Annotated in this window: 17 protein-coding genes and 1 pseudogene; 15 read left to right on the top strand and 3 right to left on the bottom strand. The window is 66.3% G+C overall.

Annotated elements, in window-relative coordinates; translation table 11 throughout:
- From ACGLHR_RS38645 to ACGLHR_RS38630, 4 genes and pseudogenes are all read left to right on the top strand, one after another.
- Positions 1 to 916, top strand: a pseudogene (locus tag ACGLHR_RS38645) (hypothetical protein); the annotation flags it as partial.
- A gap of 3 nt (positions 917 to 919) precedes the next feature.
- Positions 920 to 1,735, top strand: coding sequence for a MinD/ParA family protein (locus tag ACGLHR_RS38640; protein ID WP_400100748.1), 816 nt, complete (start codon positions 920 to 922; stop codon positions 1,733 to 1,735).
- Positions 1,736 to 1,775: 40 nt separating this feature from the next.
- Complete coding sequence (locus ACGLHR_RS38635) at positions 1,776 to 2,492, top strand: RNA polymerase sigma factor FliA (RefSeq protein WP_006162649.1); 717 nt, start codon at positions 1,776 to 1,778, stop codon at positions 2,490 to 2,492.
- Positions 2,489 to 2,920: a flagellar protein FlhE gene (locus tag ACGLHR_RS38630; protein WP_400100746.1), complete on the top strand. Its 432-nt coding sequence runs from the start codon at positions 2,489 to 2,491 to the stop codon at positions 2,918 to 2,920. Before ACGLHR_RS38635 ends, ACGLHR_RS38630 begins: the two co-directional genes overlap by 4 nt.
- Before the next feature lie 339 nt (positions 2,921 to 3,259).
- Here ACGLHR_RS38630 and ACGLHR_RS38625 read toward each other — a convergent pair whose 3' ends face one another.
- The 3 genes from ACGLHR_RS38625 to flgA all read right to left on the bottom strand — a co-directional run bounded on the left by ACGLHR_RS38625 (position 3,260) and on the right by flgA (position 4,966).
- A complete protein-coding gene (locus tag ACGLHR_RS38625; RefSeq protein ID WP_400100745.1) occupies positions 3,260 to 3,718 on the bottom strand; it encodes a flagella synthesis protein FlgN in 459 nt (152 codons plus the stop codon).
- 54 nt (positions 3,719 to 3,772) lie between these two features.
- Positions 3,773 to 4,078, bottom strand: a complete 306-nt coding sequence (flgM, locus tag ACGLHR_RS38620; protein WP_318237685.1) for a flagellar biosynthesis anti-sigma factor FlgM — start codon at positions 4,076 to 4,078, stop codon at positions 3,773 to 3,775.
- Positions 4,079 to 4,246: 168 nt separating this feature from the next.
- Entirely contained in the window at positions 4,247 to 4,966 is a 720-nt protein-coding gene (gene flgA / locus ACGLHR_RS38615; protein ID WP_400100743.1) for a flagellar basal body P-ring formation chaperone FlgA, read from the bottom strand.
- Between the two features lie 221 nt (positions 4,967 to 5,187).
- On the opposite strand from flgA, the gene flgB reads away from it, so the two are divergent.
- The 11 genes from flgB to flgL all read left to right on the top strand — a co-directional run bounded on the left by flgB (position 5,188) and on the right by flgL (position 15,879).
- A complete protein-coding gene (gene flgB, locus ACGLHR_RS38610; protein ID WP_400100741.1) occupies positions 5,188 to 5,598 on the top strand; it encodes a flagellar basal body rod protein FlgB in 411 nt (136 codons plus the stop codon).
- Between the two features lie 7 nt (positions 5,599 to 5,605).
- On the top strand, positions 5,606 to 6,013 hold the full coding sequence (gene flgC, locus ACGLHR_RS38605) for a flagellar basal body rod protein FlgC (protein ID WP_006162655.1): 408 nt from the start codon (positions 5,606 to 5,608) through the stop codon (positions 6,011 to 6,013).
- Between the two features lie 14 nt (positions 6,014 to 6,027).
- Positions 6,028 to 6,699, top strand: coding sequence for a flagellar hook assembly protein FlgD (locus ACGLHR_RS38600; protein WP_318237682.1), 672 nt, complete (start codon positions 6,028 to 6,030; stop codon positions 6,697 to 6,699).
- Between the two features lie 56 nt (positions 6,700 to 6,755).
- Positions 6,756 to 8,006: a flagellar hook protein FlgE gene (gene flgE, locus ACGLHR_RS38595; RefSeq protein ID WP_400100738.1), complete on the top strand. Its 1,251-nt coding sequence runs from the start codon at positions 6,756 to 6,758 to the stop codon at positions 8,004 to 8,006.
- 41 nt (positions 8,007 to 8,047) lie between these two features.
- Entirely contained in the window at positions 8,048 to 8,791 is a 744-nt protein-coding gene (gene flgF / locus ACGLHR_RS38590) for a flagellar basal-body rod protein FlgF (protein ID WP_400100736.1), read from the top strand.
- Positions 8,792 to 8,842: 51 nt separating this feature from the next.
- Positions 8,843 to 9,628 (top strand): flagellar basal-body rod protein FlgG, encoded by a 786-nt coding sequence (gene flgG, locus ACGLHR_RS38585; protein ID WP_318237679.1) that lies wholly within the window; start codon positions 8,843 to 8,845, stop codon positions 9,626 to 9,628.
- Complete coding sequence (gene flgH, locus ACGLHR_RS38580) at positions 9,625 to 10,308, top strand: flagellar basal body L-ring protein FlgH (RefSeq protein WP_174424089.1); 684 nt, start codon at positions 9,625 to 9,627, stop codon at positions 10,306 to 10,308. Before flgG ends, flgH begins: the two co-directional genes overlap by 4 nt.
- A 14-nt stretch (positions 10,309 to 10,322) precedes the next feature.
- The gene (locus ACGLHR_RS38575; RefSeq protein WP_400100734.1) at positions 10,323 to 11,456 is read left to right on the top strand and encodes a flagellar basal body P-ring protein FlgI; all 1,134 of its coding nucleotides are present in this window, start codon (positions 10,323 to 10,325) and stop codon (positions 11,454 to 11,456) included.
- Between the two features lie 2 nt (positions 11,457 to 11,458).
- Entirely contained in the window at positions 11,459 to 12,481 is a 1,023-nt protein-coding gene (flgJ, locus tag ACGLHR_RS38570) for a flagellar assembly peptidoglycan hydrolase FlgJ (protein WP_400100732.1), read from the top strand.
- A 214-nt stretch (positions 12,482 to 12,695) separates the two neighbouring features.
- Entirely contained in the window at positions 12,696 to 14,609 is a 1,914-nt protein-coding gene (gene flgK, locus ACGLHR_RS38565; protein WP_400100730.1) for a flagellar hook-associated protein FlgK, read from the top strand.
- A 37-nt stretch (positions 14,610 to 14,646) separates the two neighbouring features.
- Positions 14,647 to 15,879 (top strand): flagellar hook-associated protein FlgL, encoded by a 1,233-nt coding sequence (flgL, locus tag ACGLHR_RS38560; RefSeq protein WP_400100728.1) that lies wholly within the window; start codon positions 14,647 to 14,649, stop codon positions 15,877 to 15,879.
- The last annotated feature ends 6 nt before the right edge of the window (positions 15,880 to 15,885 follow it).

The raw sequence follows: 15,885 nt of genomic DNA, 5'->3' as shown, positions 1-15,885 counted from the left end.
CGGCCCGGCGCTGCAAGGCGGCCAGGGCGGATGGGAAGCCGATGCCGCCACGCTGTGCGCCGCCATCGCCGCTGCCCGTACCGTGGTCAACGTACTCGACGCCATGCCGGCCGGCCCCGTGCTGGCACGCTGGCAGCAAGCTGGCGAGCGCTGGCTCGCCACCGCGCGCAAGACCACCCGCGTGGCCAGCGGCGGCGCGGCCGTCAAGCTCGATGCCCTGGCCGAGACGCTGACTTTCCACGCCGTGGAAGACATGGACTACCGCGGCCGCGACGCCGTGCAGTGGATCGCGCGAAGCCCGGTGCGCGTGCTCGAAGGCCAGGCACGCGGCACGCGTGGCGCCGCCGAGGGCGGTACCGAGGCAGGCTTGCTGGTGTCGCGCGTGGCCGATCGCGAGAACGGCCAGACGCTCGCCGTGCATTACCTGCTGTGCGACCCGGCGCTGTCGGCCGAGGGCGCGCAACTGGCACGCTGGGCCCGCTGGGCCGAAGCCGGCGAAGCGCAACTGCGCACGCTGCGCCATGCGCTGGAGCACCTGGGCCAAGGCGAAGGCGGCAATGAATCCGCACAAGCCGAGGCGCAGGCCTGCGCCCGCTTGCTCGCGCTGCAGATGGGCGTGGCCGCGCTGCGTCTCGAGCAGGCCTGCGACGACTCGGTCGCTGCCTTCCTGGCGCGGCTGACCGGCCGCGCGCCGGCTCGCCAGGCTTGCGGCGCCGCCGTGCTGGTTGACGGCATTGGTCGTCTGCTGGCCTTGCTCGACGTGCTGGAAAACTATCCCGCCCGCGGCGGCCGCGCCACGCAGCCCGCTGTCCAGGAGGCCGCGCCGCAGACGTTCCATATGGGCGACGCCGGCGGCCTGCTCGAGGCGCGCATGAGTGGCGGCCGCGTGTTCGAGACGCTGGCGCAGGGAGAATAAGCCGTGACTTCACTCGCCTCCGACCAGGCAGAGAGCCTGCGGCGCATGCTGGCGCCCCGCGCCACGCGCCGCATTGCCGTGGTCGCAAGCGATGCCGGCGCCGGCGCCACCACGGTGGCGCTGGGGCTGGCCAACGCCCTTGCCCTGCAAGGCGAACGCGTACTGCTCATCGATGAGGACCGCTTCGGTGCTCGGGCCACCCGCCTTGCCGGCGCCATGCCGGAAGGCACCCTGGCCGCCGTGCTGGGAGGCGCGGTGACGCTCGATGCCGCGCTCGGCAAGCGTCCCGCCGGCACCATCGCCGTGCTGCCGGGCAGCCCCCAGGCCAATGGCGACCTGCAGCTGCTGAAGCCTTTTCGCACCGTGCTCAGCGACGCCCGCAGCGATGCGGATGGCGGCCTGTCGCAAATGGCCGGCACCGCGCATAACCTCATCGTGGTGCTGCGCGCGGAGCCGGCTTCGATCAAGGCGGCCTACGCCTGCATCAAGCAGCTCAATCACCTGTACGCCTGCCGGCGTTTCCACCTGGTGATCAATGCCGCCGCCGGGGACGCCGCCAATGCGGTGCTGGGCAACCTGGCCCGCACCGCCAGCCATTACCTCGGCGTTGAGGCGAGTCCCGCGGGCAGCTTGCCGCACGATCCGCTGGTTGCGCGCAGCACCGCATTGGGCCGTTGCGTGGTCGAGGCCTTCCCGGCCGCGCCCGCCACCGCCGCATTACGCCGAATTGCCACGGGCATTGCCAGCTGGCCAATGTCCACCGATCCCCGTTCAACCCTGTCGGCGCCGATAGCGCCGTCGGCCACGGCCCTGGCTTAAGCGCCGGGACCTGCAAGCCAGGACTCACGAGAATTCCACCATGTATACGATTCAGGGAAAGCTCGAACAGACTGATACCGTGACGGCGCACGCGTCGCTGGTGCGTCGCATCGCCTTGCAACTGGCGGCCAAGCTGCCTGCCAGCGTGCAGCTCGATGACTTGATCCAGGCCGGCATGATCGGCCTGCTCGACGCCGCCAAGCGCTACGAAGACACCCACGGTGCGCGTTTCGAGACCTACGCCAGCCAGCGCATCCGCGGCGCCATGCTCGACGAGGTTCGCGCCAACGACTGGCAATCGCGCAGCCTGCGCCAGTTCACGCGGCGGATCGAGCGCACCGTGCGCGGCCTGGAGCAAACGCTGGGCCGTGCGCCGCTAGACTCCGAAGTGGCGCAGGAACTGGAGCTGCCGCTCGACGAATACCAGACGCTGCTCAACGAGGTCTATGGCTGCCAGTTGCTGCACTATGAAGACTTCGAGCGCTCCGGCGAAGAAGACTTCCTGGACCGGCACCTGAGCGTGAGCGATGACGGCAACCCGCTGACGGTGCTGATGGAAAGCGGCATGCGCGAAGCGCTGATCCGCGCCATCGAGCGCTTGCCTGAGCGGGAGAAGCTGGTGCTGTCGCTGTGCTATGACCAGGAACTGAACCTGCGGGAAATCGGCGCGGTGCTGGAAGTGACCGAGTCACGCGTGTGCCAGATCCGTAGCCAGGCGATTACGCGGCTGCGTTCGCAGTTGCGCGGGCTGCTATGAGCCGCTGGCTCAAGCGCCTCGCCGCGGCGACATTAGTTGTGGCGTGCGGCCCGGCACTGGCCGCGCCTGGCGGGCAGTCGCTGCATAGCTGGTCGGCTTCGGTGAACGGGCCTGCGCTGTACGGCAAGGGCTTGCGCACTGTTTCCGCGCCGATTTCGCCGACCGGCTATTTGCCGCAGGCGGAGGGCGCTATCACTACGGTGCGGTGGCGCTATAGTTTTTCGCGTACGCCGCCGAATGAACTGCAGGCTTACCTTTGCAATGCGCAGCGGTGTGTGTTGCTTACGGGGGCTGAGGGGCTGACTGAGGCGTTTAGCGGGGATGATGCTGCCAAGGGCTTTGTGTTTGCTTTTCAGGTGCCGGGGAAGGGGGCGTTGACGCCGGGTTTGATTGGGCTGGCTAATGAGGTTACGGTTGGATTTCGGTGAGGAGGCCGGGGTTGCTTAACCGCTGCAACTGCTTAACTGCAACTTCAACTGCAGTTTCACCTCCCCTGCGGGGAGGCGACCTACTTTCTTGTCTCGCCAAGAAAGTAGGCAAAGAAGGCGACCCGGATGCGGCGAAAGACTCCGCATAACGGGAGATTCAAACCTTCACGGCTCGCTTCGCATCGCGCTGGGGGGATTACCGCCTGGGGGCGGTAATCCCGGCTACACCGAATCCATGCTCAAGCTTTTCGCCGGTTTGCTCCCCTCTCCCACTTGTGGGAGAGGGGCCGGGGGAGAGGGCGGGCACTCGCAAGAACGAGATGCGCCAAACTACCCAACTCAACCACTCGCCAGACTGACCCCTTGCGGCCCGGTCTGCGTGCGCCCGTCGCGCCCATACAGCGTAGTGTTGTCGCCCCGCTGCCGCAACGCCAGAATCGCTTCCTCGGTGAACTCGAGATGGGCGTCCACGACCGCGGCATTCAGCGTATTGGCATCGCTTGCAGTGCGGGCAGCAAACACCAGCGTTCGCCATGCCGCTTCCACCGACGGATCGATCTGGCGCCCGAACAACTGGCCGCCCGCGCCGGTGCGGATCCCCATGGCTCCCATCTGCGCCTCACGCGTGCGCGTCAGGGCGCCCAGCAATCCGGCCAGTTCTACCTTGCGTTCCAGCAGCCCGGCAAGGGCCTGGTAATCGCCGGCCTTGATCATGCTTCGTTCTTCGCCTAGCACGGTGGCGAACTCCTGCGCTAGCTCGGTTTCGCGGCGCAGGTTCTGGATCAGGGACTGGCTCATGGCTTGCCTATCTTAGGGTGGGGTTGGCAATGCGGCCCATAGCAAGCCGCGGTGTCAGGCGCCGCCGCTGAGTTCGCGCAGGGACGCGAGCAGGCCGTCGGCGATCTTGCTTGGGTCGATCTTGATGCGGCCTTCGGAGATGGCCTGGCGGATCTCATCGACCTTGGCGGTATCGATATCGTCGTCATGGTCTTCCACCATGCGCGCGCCGATCTCGCGCACCTGGGCCGACAGGGGGCTGCTGACGCGCACGCTGGAGGTCTCCGGGGCAGCCGTCGATCCGGGGGCGCCGGCCACGCTGCGCACGGCGCCGTCGATGGCGTCGCTCGGCCTCGACGAGGTGGTCTGATTGATCTTCACGATGATTCCTTGCTGGGTACCTTTGGCTTATCGGATGCTTCGGGCGAAACTTTAGGGCGGATTGCGGCGCCGCGACGCCGTTTTTCCGGCCCCGGAGCGCGCGATATTGTCTCATGGGACGGCCCATGAGACGGCTACGTAACCCTAGGTTTCGCCGCCCCCGATTCCCTATTGCTGAAGCACCACCGTGTCGCCGCTGCGCACCAGCGCATTGACCACCTGACCGCTCTTGAGCCGCACCTGGACGTTGTTGCCTACCGCGGCCTCGGCCATGACCTTGCCTTCGCTGCTGAGCTGGAACGAATCGCCTTCCACCAGCACCGTCACGTTCTGGCCCTGGCGTACTGCAATGGCCTTCTTCAGCAGGTCCGTGCGCATAGGCGAGCCTGCGGCGATGCGGTTGGCCGCCACCGCGCCGGTCACCTGTGCGGGATCCGTCACCACCGCGCGCGGCAGCGACGCCAGGTCGCCCTGGCGGACTTCCATGTCGGCCGCGTCGATGGCCTCGCCGGGCATGAGGTTGCGCCCGGCCACATAGTAGTCGGCCACGACCGACACGCGCGCTTGCACGTAGCGGGTCCAGGGGCGCTCGCCGGCGCAGCGCACGCCGACCGAGACCCGGCCCCAGGGGGACGCGCCCGGCGGCAGGAACGGCTCAGGCAGCGGGCAATCCGGCGCGCGCCCGCCCGAGGGTGGCACCACCTGGATGCTGGCCTTGCCGGGCAGGCCGGCGGTCTGGCGCTCAAGGAATTGTTCGACCGCGGCACGTACCGGGTCTTCGGGAAACGGCGAGGTCTGCTCCACCCCGGCGCCGCCGGGCAGCGTGCCGCCGGCGGCCAGCACGCAGAGCAGGGCGCGCGCCGCGGCGGCCCGGAAACGAGGGTTCATGTGGTCGTCCAAGCAAGGAAACGACGCGGACCACACCGCGAAAGCGGGCGCCACGTGCGTGTCAACGGGTCCTATTGTAGGCAGCCCCGAGCTCTTGCTCGAGTCGAAATGCGCGGTTTTCTTTGCCCTATTCGTGCGATTGGCATGGCGGGGCCGCCCCTAAGATGGCACACCTGAAGAAGGTCGACCTTCGTTGCTCTCCCCTCCAGCGAGACACAGACATGATTGACAGACTCGATGCGGCGTTGCGCTTCCAACAAGAAGCGCTGAGCTTGCGGACCCAGCGGCAATCGGTGATTGCCTCCAATATCGCCCACGCCGACACACCCGGCTACAAGGCGCGCGACTTCGATTTCTCCAGCACGCTGGCGCAAAGCGTCGAGCGCGGAAAGCAAGCCGAAGGCGTTTCGCTGTCCACCACCTCGGTGCGCCACTTGCCGGGCGCGAGCTCGGCGTTCGCCGACAAGATGCAACTCGACTACCGCATCCCGATGCAGTCGAGCATCGATGGCAACACCGTCGAGATGGACACCGAGCGCGTCGCCTTTGCCGACAATGCGGTGCACTTCGAGTCCGGCCTGACCGTGATGAGCGCCAAGATCAAGACCATGCTGTCGGCCATCCAGCAGTGAGAAAGCCATGCCAGCAATGAACATCTTCGAAGTCGCCGGTTCGGCCATGGCCGCGCAGTCGCAGCGCATGAACGTGACCGCGTCCAACCTGGCCAATGCCGACAGTGCCGTCGGCCCCAACGGCCAGCCTTACCGCGCCAAGCAGGTGGTGTTCGGCCTGGCCGCGACACCGGGCCAGAACGACGTGGGCGGCGTGCAGGTGGAGGGCGTGATGGAAGATCCGTCGCCCCCGCGCATGGTGCACAACCCCACGCATCCGCTGGCCAATGCCGACGGCTACGTCACGATGCCAAACGTCAACCCGGTGGAGGAGATGGTCAACATGATCTCGGCCTCGCGTTCCTACCAGGCCAACGTGGAAGTCCTCAACACCGCCAAGAACATGATGCTCAAGACGCTGACCATCGGTCAGTAAAACCGGGATACGCAATGACCACGACTTCTTCCACAAGCAGCAGCACCAGCGCCGCCGGGATCGCCAATACGCTGCAAAGCGGCAGCGCCTCCGCCGCCGACCTGCAAAACAGCTTCCTGACGATGCTGGTCACGCAGATGAACAACCAGGATCCGCTCAACCCGATGGACAACTCGCAGCTGACCTCGCAGCTCGCGCAGATCAGCCAGGTTAGCGGCATGCAGACCCTGAACACCACGCTGAACTCGCTGCTGACGCAAGTCAGCGCCAGCCGCGCCATGAATTCGGCGGCGCTGATCGGCCACACGGTGATGGTGCCGGGCAATGCCACGACGGTGGCCAGCGGCGTGCCGGGCCAGATCGGCGTGGACCTGCCGGCGACCGCAGATGCGGTCACGGTCAGCGTGCTCGACAAGGACGGCAACGTGGTGCGCACCATCGACATGAAGGGCCAGACCGGCGGCGTGCACGACATCGCCTGGGACGGCAAGAACGATGCAGGCGTCGCGGTTGCCGATGGCGACTACAGCTTCAAGGTCACCGCCACCGCCAACGGCAAGGATGTGGCGCCGGTCGCGCTGGTCTACGGCAAGGTGAACAGCATCAGTGGCGACTCCACGGGCGTGCTGGTCGATATCGGCGGCGGCCGCACCGCGCCGGTCGATGGCGTTCGTCGCATTCTTTAATCACGTGGCCTAGCGCGAGAAGCGCCGGCAGGATTTCAGGTAACTAGGGGAAAATCATGGGTTTCGGTCAAGGGGTAAGCGGCATCAACGCCGCCGCATCGAATCTGGACGTCATCGGCAACAACATCGCCAACGCCAACACGGTCGGCTACAAGCAATCGACCGCGCAGTTCGCCGACGTGTACGCCGGCACCAAGATTGGCCTGGGCACGACCGTGAACTCGGTGGTGCAGTCGTTCAACCAGGGCAATATCGAGTCGAGCGGCAGCGCGCTCGATGTCGCCATTACCAATGGCAACGGCTTCTTCCGCCTGACCGATTCCTCTGGCTCGGTCTTCTACTCGCGCAATGGCCAGTTCCAGCGCCAGCAGGACGGCAGCATCACCAACGCGCAAGGCTTGCAGCTGACGGGCTATCCGGCCGGTGCGACCGGTGGCGGCGCGCTGCAGCCGCAGCCGCTGGTGGTGCCGAACACGACGATGCCAGCAAAGGCGACCACTTCGCTGGCAGCGTCCTTCAACCTGGATTCCAGCAGTAAAGTACCGTCGACGCCGTTCGCCAGTACCCCTGGGGCGCTGCCGACGTCCAGCATGTACAACTACGGCACCGGCGTCACGGTGTACGACTCGCTGGGCAACGCCCAGCAGCTCACTGCGTATTTCGTGACTGGAACACCCGGCTCCGGCACCCAGGCAAATGGCACCGACTGGACGATGCACCTGGTCGATGCGGCGGGCAACGAACTTGCTACGGGAAACCCGCTCCAGCCTGGAGGCACCAGGCTTGAGTTCGATGCACAAGGGGTGCTGAGGTCGCCTGCGGCAGGTGCCAACGTTTCCGTGTTCAAGCCCGCTGCCAATGGCGCAGCAGCCATGAACTTCGCACTGAATCTGCAAGGCACCACGCAGTTCGCCGGCACCAGCGACACCAAGCCGCCCATCCAGGACGGCTATGCCGCGGGCAGCCTCCTGGGCTTTGCCATCCAGCCGGGCGGCACGATCCTCGGCAGCTACTCGAACCAGCAGACCCAGGCACTGGGCCAGATCGTGCTGGCTACCTTCGGAAACGTGCAGGGCCTGAAGCCGGCAGGCAGTAACGTGTGGTCCGAGACGGGCTCGTCGGGTCAGGCGGTCGTGGCCGCACCCGGTGGCGCGCTCGGTCAACTCAAGTCCAACGCGGTGGAAGCCTCCAACGTCGACTTGTCTGGCCAGCTGGTCAGCCTGATCGTGGCGCAGCGCAACTACCAGGCCAATGCGCAAAGCATCAAGACGCAGGACACGGTCATGCAGACCCTGGTCAACCTGTAATGCGCATCGTCGGCAAGATGGACCGAAGCTAAGGGGGCACCATGGACCGCATGATCTATACCGCCCTGTCGGGGGCCAAGCAGACGCTCGACCAGCAGGCCGCGGTGTCCAACAACCTGGCCAATACTTCCACGCCGGGCTTCCGCGCGCAGGTCAATATGTTCCGCGCGGTGCCGGTGGTTGGGCAAGCCTCGCCAACGCGTGCATTCACGCTGGCCTCCACGCCTGGCGCCGATTTCAAGGCCGGCCCGCTGACCTACACCGAGCGTCCGCTGGACGTGGCGCTGCAGGGCAACGGCTGGCTGACGGTGCAGGCACCGGACGGCACGGAAGCCTACACCCGCGCCGGCTCGCTGCAAGTGTCGGCCGACGGGCAGCTGCAGACCAGCACCGGCCTGCAGGTCATGGGCGATGGCGGCCCGATCGCGGTGCCGCCGGGTGCCCAGATCACGATCGGCAGCGATGGCACGATTACCGCGCGCGGCCCGGGTGAGACCTCCGCGGGCCTGGCCCAGGTGGGCAAGCTGCGACTGGTGAATCCGCCGCCCGATTCGATCGCCCGAGGCGACGATGGCCTGTTCCGGCTGCGCCCCGGCGCGCAGCCGCTGCAGGTTGACGCCAACATCCGCGTCATTTCCGGCGCGATCGAAGGCAGCAACGTCAACCCGGTCGAGGCGATGGTCGACATGATCGCCAACGCCCGCCGCTTCGAGATGCAGATGAAGATGATCCAGGGCGCTGACACCAACGATCAGCGCGCGAATCAACTGCTCTCGAATAACTGAACTTTGAATTGATGTGCTGCCGCGGCTCGCGGCAGCCTTGTGAGGACAAACATGATCCGCTCTCTCTGGATTGCCAAGACCGGCCTCGATGCGCAGCAGACGCAGATGGACGTGATCTCGAACAACCTGGCCAACGTCTCCACCAACGGCTTCAAGCGTGGGCGTGCCGTGTTCGAGGAACTGATGTACCAGACCATCCGCCAGCCCGGCGCATTGTCTTCGGACCAGACCACGTTGCCGTCCGGCCTGCAGCTGGGCACCGGCGTGCGCCCCGTGGCAACCGAGCGCATCCACACCCAGGGCAATCCGCAGCAGACCGGCAACAGCAAGGACGTGGCCGTGATCGGCCAGGGCTTCTTCCAGGTCACGATGCCCGACGGCACCACCGCCTACACGCGCGATGGTTCGTTCCAGACGGACCAGAACGGCCAGCTGGTCACGTCCAGCGGCTTCGTGATCCAGCCCGCCATCACCCTGCCGGCCAACTACACGTCGCTGACGGTTGCGCGTGACGGCGTGGTCTCGGTGACGCAGCCCGGCTCGAGCGCCAACGTGCAGGTCGGCCAGCTGCAACTGGCGACCTTCGCGAACCCGGCCGGCCTGGAGAGCCTGGGCGAGAACCTGTACGTGCAGACCGATGCGTCGGGCGCGCCCAACACTACGGTGCCTGGCTTGAACGGTTCGGGCACGCTGCAGCAGAACTACGTCGAAGCGTCCAACGTCAACGTGGTCGAAGAGCTGGTCAGCATGATCCAGACCCAGCGCGCCTACGAAATCAACAGCAAGGCCGTGCAGACGTCCGACCAGATGCTGCAGCGCCTCACCCAGCTGGGATGATCATGATTGCCTCGCTGACTCGCCTGGGCGCGCTTGCCCTTTGCTGCTTCGCGACAGGTTGCGCGATGATGCCGCGCGAGCCACTGGTCCAGTTGCCCACCTCCGCGCGGGCAGAGCCGCGCGCGCTGGCGCCGGCGAGCGGATCGATCTACCAGTCGTCGTACGCGGGCAATCCGTTGTTCGAGGATCGCCGGCCGCGCAACGTGGGCGACATCCTCACCATCGTGATCAGCGAGAACGTCAACGCCAGCAAGAACTCCGGCACCAACGCCAGCCGCACGTCCAACAGCGCGCTGGCCTTCGATGCCGTGCCCAGGGCGCTTGGCGGGCTGTTCAGCAGCGCCCAGAACGCGACCATGAGCGGTGCCAATGCACTCAAGGCCAGCGGCGGCGCCAGCGCCACCAACACCTTTAACGGCACCATCACCGTGACCGTGCTGGAAGTGCTGGCCAACGGCAACCTCATCGTCTCCGGCGAAAAGCAGATGGCCATCAACCAGGGCGCGGAATACATCCGCTTCTCCGGGGTGGTCAATCCGCGCACGATCACCGGCGACAACGCGGTGCCGTCCACGCAGGTGGCGGACGCGCGCATCGAATACACCGCCAAGGGCTATATCGACGAAACGCAGAACATGGGCTGGCTGCAGCGTTTCTTCCTCAATGTTTCACCGTATTGATCACTGACCGCGTCATGTCCCTGTCTTCGTTCCCCGCCTCGCGCAGCCGCTTCGTCCGCGCTCTTCTCCTGGCGCTGACGCTGGGCCTGCTAGCGGGCGCGTCGCACGCGGAGCGGCTGAAGAACCTGGCCAACTTCCAGGGCGTGCGCGACAACCCGCTGGTGGGCTATGGCCTCGTGGTGGGGCTGGACAACACCGGTGACCAGACCATGCAGACGCCGTTCACCACGCAGAGCCTGACCAACATGCTCTCGCAGCTCGGCATCACCCTGCCGGCCGGCAAGAACATGCAGCTCAAGAACGTGGCGGCGGTGATGGTCACCGCCACGCTGCCGCCGTTCGCACGGCCCGGCAGCCAGCTCGACGTGGTGGTGTCGTCGATGGGCAATGCCAAAAGCCTGCGTGGCGGCACCTTGCTGATGACGCCCCTCAAGGGCGCCGACGGCCAGGTCTACGCGATCGCGCAGGGCAACATGCTGGTGGGCGGCGCGGGCGCGTCGGCCAACGGCAGCAAGGTGCAGATCAACCAGCTCGCGGTGGGCCGCATCGCCAATGGCGGCATCGTTGAGCGCGCGGTGCCGGCGTTCCAGCCCGAAGGCGGCATCCTGAACCTGGAGCTGCGCGAAACCGATTACGGCACGGCCGAGCGCGTTGTCGAAGCGATCAATCGCGCGATGGGCGGCGGCGTGGCCAGCGCGTTGGACGGCCGGGTGGTGCAGGTGCGCACGCCTGCGGCCCCGAGCGCGCGGGTGGGCTTCATGGCCCGCATCGAGAACATCGAAGTCACGCGCGCCAAGGCTGCCGCCAAGGTCATCCTCAATGCGCGTACCGGCTCGATCGTGATGAACCAGGCCGTGACGGTGGACGACTGCGCGGTGGCGCACGGCAATCTGTCGGTGGTGATCAACACCCAGCCGGTGATCAGCCAGCCGGCGCCGTTCAGCGGCGGCCAAACGGTGGTGGCGCCGGTCTCGCAGATCAATATGAAGCAAGAAGGCGGCGCGCTGCAGATTGTCAAGGCCGGCGCCTCGCTGGCCGCGGTGGTCAAGGGCCTGAACGCGCTGGGCGCGACACCGGCCGACCTGCAGACCATTCTTGAAGCCATGCGTGCCGCGGGCGCGCTGCGCGCCGACCTCGAGATCATCTGATCATGTCCGCCAGCCGCGTGGCCGCGCAGGCCGAACTCTCGCAACGCTTCGCCCTGGATACGCAGGGCTTCGAAGGCCTCAAGCAAAGTGCCCGTACCGGGGCCACCCCGGAGACGCTGCGCACCGCCGCGCGCCAGTTCGAGGCGGTGTTCACGCAGATGGTGCTCAAGAGCATGCGCGACGCTACGCCGCAGGATGGCCTGTTCGACAACGAGCAGACCAAGCTGTACATGTCGATGATGGACCAGCAGCTGTCCCAGCAGATGTCCTCGCGCGGCATCGGCCTGGCCGATGTGATGGTGCGCCAGCTCGCGCGCGCCAGCGGCGCGGGCCTGCCGCCCGAGCTCGCCGGCGCGGCCGCCAAGCAGGCCGCCGTGCAGGCGGGCATGGACGACGCGGCCCCAGGCCTGGCGCGCACGCTGGACATGCGCAACGGTGACGCGGACACGCCGCGTGCAGGCAGCGTGGTGGCAGGCACCAGCTGGAACCCGACCGCGGGCCTGCGCCAGTACCAGTCGCAGGACACCGGTGCCTGGCAGGGCGGCAATGCCGTGCTGCCGGAAGACACGCCGGCCCACATCAGCGCCTTCGTCTCGCGCATGGCGGGGCCCGCGCAATCCGCGGCGCGCGCCACCGGCGTGCCGGCCAAGCTGATCCTGGGCCAGGCCGCGCTCGAATCCGGCTGGGGCCGGCGCGAGATTGCCTACCCGGACGGCAGCACCACCTTCAATGTCTTCGGCATCAAGGCGGGCGCCAACTGGAAGGGCCAGGTCGCGGAAATCACCACCACCGAATATGTCGACGGCCAGCCGCAAAAGGTGCGCGCGCGCTTTCGCGCCTACGGCTCGTACGACGAAGCCTTTGCCGACTACGGCCGCTTGCTGAGCAACAACCCGCGCTACGCCGAGGTGCTGGCCGCGGCCACGCCGGACGACGCGGCCCGGGGCCTGCAGCGGGCCGGTTACGCCACGGATCCGGCTTACGGCGAAAAGCTGGTCCGGATCATGCGGAAAGTGCCCGTCTGAGCGCATGCTGCGCCCCGGCCGGGCGCGCGCAGGCCGGACGTAAATTGTCGGCGCCGCGCTCTAAAGTCTCCTTGTACTTCTGCCGTTACTTACATCATTCACCGCCGTCGAGTCCGGCAGCGGCGAACCGGCATCGAAGGCTCCGCGAGAAGCGGCCACGGTGCACGGATCGCCCGGTCAGGCACACGGCAGCCACCAGATGCGGGGTTAGAACATGTCTCTCTTCAATATCGGACTTTCCGGCCTGAACACGGCGCAGAACGCGTTGACGACGGTTGGCCACAATATCAGCAATGCCACCACGGCAGGCTATACGCGGCAGAACACCATCATTGCGTCCGCAGGTGGCCAGTACACCAGCAGCGGCTTCTACGGCCAGGGCTCCAACACGACCTCGGTGGTCCGCGTTTATGACGAGTTCCTGACCGGCCAGCTACGCAACGCCCAGTCCGCCAGCGCCCAGCTCTCGACGTACTCCAACCAGATCAGCCAGATCGACAACCTGCTGGCTGACCAGAAGGGTGGCATCGCGCCGCTGATGCAGAAGTTCTTCGCCGCCGTGCAAGGGGTATCGGACACGCCGGCGGATCCGGCCGCGCGCCAGAACATGATCAATGCCGGGCAATCGCTCACCGGGCAGATGCGCGCCGCCAATTCCTACTTCCAGCAATTGCGTGACGGCGTCAATACCCAGGTGCAAAGCTCGGTCACGCAGATCAACGCCTACTCCCAGCAGCTTGCCAAGCTCAACGACCAGATCACGCGGGCTACGGCTGCCGGCGGCGGCCAGCCGCCCAACGACCTGCTCGACCAGCGCGACCAGCTGGTCTCGCAGCTGACCCAGCTGGTAGGCGTCAAGGTGGTGCCGCAGGACAATACCTATAACGTGTTCGTCGGCAACGGCCAGCCCCTGGTGATGGGCTCGAACTCCTATGACCTGAAAGCGGTGCAATCGTCGGCCGATCCGTCGCGTACCACGATCGCGTACACGCAAGCCAACGGCAACGTGACCGAGATGGACGAAAGCACCCTCACGGGCGGCTCCGTCGGCGGCTTGCTCAAGTTCCGCACCGAGTCGCTGGATCCCGCGCAGAATGCCATCGGACGGCTGTCGGTGACGCTGGCCCAGACCTTCAACGACCAGCACAAGCTCGGCGTGGACCTGACCGGCCAGATCGGCGGCAACCTGTTCAAGCTCGGCACGCCCGTCACGCTGCCCAAGAGCTCGAATACCGGCGCCTCGCTGGTATCGGCCAGCATCAGCAATACGTCGCAACTGACCACCAGCGACTACACGCTGACCTACGACGGCACCAACTACTCGCTCACGCGCATGTCGGACAACAAGGTCGTGGCCACCCAGGCGGGCGCTACCGCCACCTATCCGCTGACGCTGTCGGCGGACGGCGTGGACGTGAAGATCCCGACGGCGTTGTCGGCCAATGATTCCTACCAGATCCAGCCGACCCGCAATGTGGCGGCGGGCATGGACATGGCCATTACCGATCCCGCCAAGATTGCAGCCGCGGGCCCGCTGCGCGTCAGCGCAGGCACCACCAACACCGGTACCGGCACGGTCAAGGTCAGCAATGTGGCGCAAGGCTTCGGCCTGCCCGCCACTGCGATCACGGCCAAGTACAACGGCGCCAACTACGTCTTCACCGATGCGACCGGTGCTGCGGTCGTGCCCACTAGCGGCCCGACCGCCAATGGCACGGCGACGGAATACTCGTTCAACGGCGTCACGGTCAGCTTCGACGGCACGCCCAAGACCGGCGACACTTTCACGCTGGCGCCCAACCTGAGCGGCGTGTCCGACAATGGCAACGCGCTGACGCTGGCCAAGTTGCAAACCTCCAAGACCATCGGCGGCGTATCGAGCTACAACGACGCCTTCGCGCAGCTGGTCAACGACGTCGGCAGCCGCGCCAAGTCCGTGCAGATCGCGTCGACTTCGCAGGACAGCGTCACTACCCAGGTGCAGACGTCGCAGCAAAGCGTCTCGGGCGTGAACATGGATGAGGAAACCGTCTCGATGCTGCGCTTCCAGCAGCTCTACCAGGCGAACGCCAAGGTCATCCAGACCGCCACCACGCTGTTCGATACCATCATCGGTATCGGCCGCTGATCGCTTCTGAAGACCCGGATCTCCTAAAGGAACAGACATGCGCGTTGCAAGCTCCACGCTCTACCAACTCGGCCTGGCTTCGATGAACAGCCAGCAAGGCTCGTTGCTGCACGTGCAGCAACAGCTCGGCACCGGCCGCCGTATCCTGACCCCGTCCGACGACCCGGTGGGCGCCACCCGGGCGCTGGTGGTCTCGCAGTCCAGCGCGGTCAACGACCAGTACGCCACGTCCCGCAAGCAGGCCAACACCAACCTGTCGATGGAACTGAACTCGCTCAACAGTGTGGTCACCACCGTCCAGAACATCCAGACGCTGGTGGTGCAAGCCGGCAACGGCACCATGAGCGATGCCGACCGCGCCTCGGTCGCCTCCTCGCTGCAGGGCTCATACAACCAGCTGCTCGGCCTGGCCAACGCCGACGACGGCAACGGCCAGTTCCTGTTCGCGGGCTACCAGTCGTCCACGCCGCCGTTCTCCAAGAACGGCAGCGGCGCGGTGGTCTACGGCGGCGATACCGGCCAGCAGCTGCTGCAGGTCGACGTTTCCCGCCAGATGTCCACCAACGACAACGGCAACGCGATCTTCATGAGCGTGCAGTCCACCGCCACCTACGTCGCCTCCTCGCCGAGCACCAATACGGGCACCGGCGTGTTCGGCGCGCTCTCGGTGACGGATCCCACCAACGCGTTATACGGCCACAGCCTCTCGCTCAATTTCGCCACCAACGCTGGCACCGGCAAGATGCAGTACCAGGTGATGGACCAGAGCGCCGCGCCGCCGGCCGCAGTCGGTGCCCCGGTGGACTATGTGGACGGCGCCGGCATCTCGGTCGGCGGGCTCTCGCTGTCGATCAAGGGCACGCCCAAGGATGGCGATACCGTCAACCTGCAACCGGCCAAGCAGGCGGGCACCGACATCTTCGCCAACCTGCAGAGCGTCATCAACGCCTTGAAGCAGCCGATCGTCACCGACAGCGACCGCGCCACGCTGGCCAACGCGCTGTCCACGGCAAACCGCCAGATGGCCAACTCGCTGGACAACGTCAGCACGGTGCAGACCTCGGTCGGCTCGCGCATGAACGAGCTCGATGCGCTCGACACCATCGGCACCAACCGCGGGCTGAACTACACCCAGACGCTGTCCGGCCTGCAGGACCTGGATTACTACTCGGCCATGACCGAGTATTACCAGCGCCAGACTTCGCTGCAGGCGGCGCAGCAGTCGTTCATGCAGATCCAGGGTATGAACTTGTTCAAGTATCTGGGGTAGGCGGTT

Source organism: Cupriavidus sp. CuC1 (assembly GCF_044627735.1).
GTDB lineage: Bacteria > Pseudomonadota > Gammaproteobacteria > Burkholderiales > Burkholderiaceae > Cupriavidus > Cupriavidus ulmosensis.
The sequence above is the reverse complement of the archived record's forward strand: the minus strand, read 5'-3'. Positions and strand labels throughout refer to the sequence as shown.